Annotated in this window: 3 protein-coding genes and 1 pseudogene; all 4 read right to left on the bottom strand. The window is 37.1% G+C overall.

The features are described 5' to 3' along the window. On the bottom strand, positions 1 to 215 hold a 215-nt coding region (locus Wcon_RS09635), incomplete at its 3' end, for a head-tail joining protein (protein WP_114517938.1). Positions 216 to 310: 95 nt separating this feature from the next. Beyond that, positions 311 to 1,315 carry a major capsid protein gene (locus Wcon_RS09630; protein ID WP_114517946.1) on the bottom strand — a complete coding sequence of 335 codons (1,005 nt, stop codon included), beginning with the start codon at positions 1,313 to 1,315 and terminating at the stop codon, positions 311 to 313. 24 nt (positions 1,316 to 1,339) lie between these two features. Then, complete coding sequence (locus Wcon_RS09625) at positions 1,340 to 1,711, bottom strand: head decoration protein (RefSeq protein WP_047759178.1); 372 nt, start codon at positions 1,709 to 1,711, stop codon at positions 1,340 to 1,342. Positions 1,712 to 1,757: 46 nt separating this feature from the next. Then, positions 1,758 to 2,116: pseudogene (locus Wcon_RS09620) on the bottom strand (S49 family peptidase); the annotation flags it as partial.

Raw genomic sequence — 2,116 nt, 5'->3', positions numbered from 1 at the left:
CCTATGCTAAAGGAAGTAACGTCCTGATCACGTATTTCTACAGAAGCAATTTGCTGAGTTAATGCTCCATCTGCACCTAGAGAGTACGTAGTCTCAGGACGTTTTATTAGCACTTTTATTCTACGAATACCCTCCTTATTTCGATTACAATATATGGCTTCCACTCCTAGATGCTTAAAACAATCCTCCAATAATCGCTTAATATTCTCTTGCATATTTCTTTTTGATATACTAACCTTTACATGCTAAGAAGCGCATACCGGTAGAGTCGTTCTGTGCCTCACCAACTTGTAATTACTCTACCAGTATGTTATGCTATAGCGACTTTTACTAATACGCCAGGCCTATGGCACATTGGCAGAGGATTTGACTGCGTATGTAAATCAGTTCCTCTATCAAATCTTCTTGGCTCTTGTTTTGCATAGAGTGGCTGTCCAAGAGTATTTACTGTTTCATTAAAGTCTGCTGGTGCAAAATATGTTGTAAATGTGCTCGCTGTTCCTAGTGGAAAACAGTGCCCTGTATCTTTCTCAATAAATCTTCTAACCGTTCCTTCAGGATCAGTTGCTTGCCCTCTATATTCCTCAAACGTGATTCCACAAAACGTAAATCCTGATCTCATATCATTCCTTAGCGCTGCTCCTTCTTGCCATCTTTCATATGCTTCTTTCACTTTACTATGCGAAGTTAATGCATCAAAAAACTCAGGGCTTACCAAGGCATGAACTCCCATCATATATTCGCCACTTAAGTTGTCTTCAATATGTCGCAATACCTCCAGACACTTACGCTTGACATCTGTTGTTGCTGTTCCAAGGGCAAAATTTACTACTTTTGGTGTAATTTCAAATTCGTTGTACAGATTTAATAATTCTGACCCGTCAGCATCTAAAATTATTCCTTTCAGCGCTCCAATCCGCAAATGTTCTAATGTTATCGCATGTTTGTTTCTCATTAGCTGTAAATGGTCAGTTATTACATCTGCCAGCGCTTTCAGTTCACTCTCTGATCCAAATGCCCTTACTCCTTGTACTTCCTCTGGTAATACTACATCATCATGTGGAATGTGCGGAATTGTAAATGTTCTTACCTTTCTTTTTCCTCTTTTTCCTACTGTTGCTGTTGCCCCTGGAACTTGCGTTGGTAGTAAACTTAATACTCCGTTTTGCTCTTCTATTGTAATATGTCTAAATCTTACTGACCTACTTGGAAATAAATTTAAATTTTCAACTCGTCCATAATTTACCGGCAATATATTCATCGCATTTGTTAGTGCCGTCATGCTAAATGCTGTATTTGTAAATGGATTTTGCATTCTTTTTCTCCTTATTAATTTTAGTTAAACTCCCTTGCGGATAATGATCCCTCGTGCTTCAAGTTGCTTTATTGCTTCAGCTTTCTGTTCTTCAGTGATATTTGCTGGCCACACAACTGCATGATCTGCTAGTATTGCACCACGAGTAATAATTACTGCTTTGGCATTTTCTGTCGCATTTACATCACTTACTATTGCACCTATTGCTGTTTGTGTGCCGTCTGTTCCAGTGGGATTAAGTACTCTAATAAAACCATCTTCCGTCTTTTTGGCAACTACTGCACCAAGCTTAAGATTTTGACCTTTAGCTACTGTTATTTGGTCTCTTGAATATAGATTTGAAACTTCGTATTTCAGAAGATCCCCAAGGTTATTTTGTTCTGTTATAGTACTCATTTTGCTTTTCCCCTTTATTTTTTACTTTTGTTATACTACGAATATTCTAAATGCCAGATTGTGCACGACTTCTTGCTACCTGCATCATTAAATCTTCTGACGAATTCTTTGGTAATGTGCTTAAAATTTCAGTCTTCATTGTTCGTTCTGCAAGTATCGACATTAATATTTCTTGTGCTTGTTTGCTGCTAACATTCTGCTCTATAAATTCTCCTATTTTCTCTGGCATTCGTGATAAGTTGCATAAACGTATTAATTCAAGAACTTCAGCATGATAACTGTCATTTTTGATTTTATTAGTTAAATTATCAGTTTCTAGGTCAGTTGTAGTTTGTTCATTCATAGTAATACTCCTGTTTTTATTAATAGATGAAAGAATTGTCATTCCGTCTGCAAGGCCTATTT

This window comes from Wolbachia endosymbiont of Cylisticus convexus, assembly GCF_003344345.1.
The sequence above is the reverse complement of the archived record's forward strand: the minus strand, read 5'-3'. Positions and strand labels throughout refer to the sequence as shown.

Excerpts from the sequence above, each read along its gene's own strand:
- Wcon_RS09625 (WP_047759178.1), bottom strand. The coding sequence starts at position 1,711 with ATGAGTACTATAACAGAACAAAATAACCTTGGGGATCTTCTGAAATAC.
- Wcon_RS09630 (WP_114517946.1), bottom strand. The coding sequence starts at position 1,315 with ATGCAAAATCCATTTACAAATACAGCATTTAGCATGACGGCACTAACA.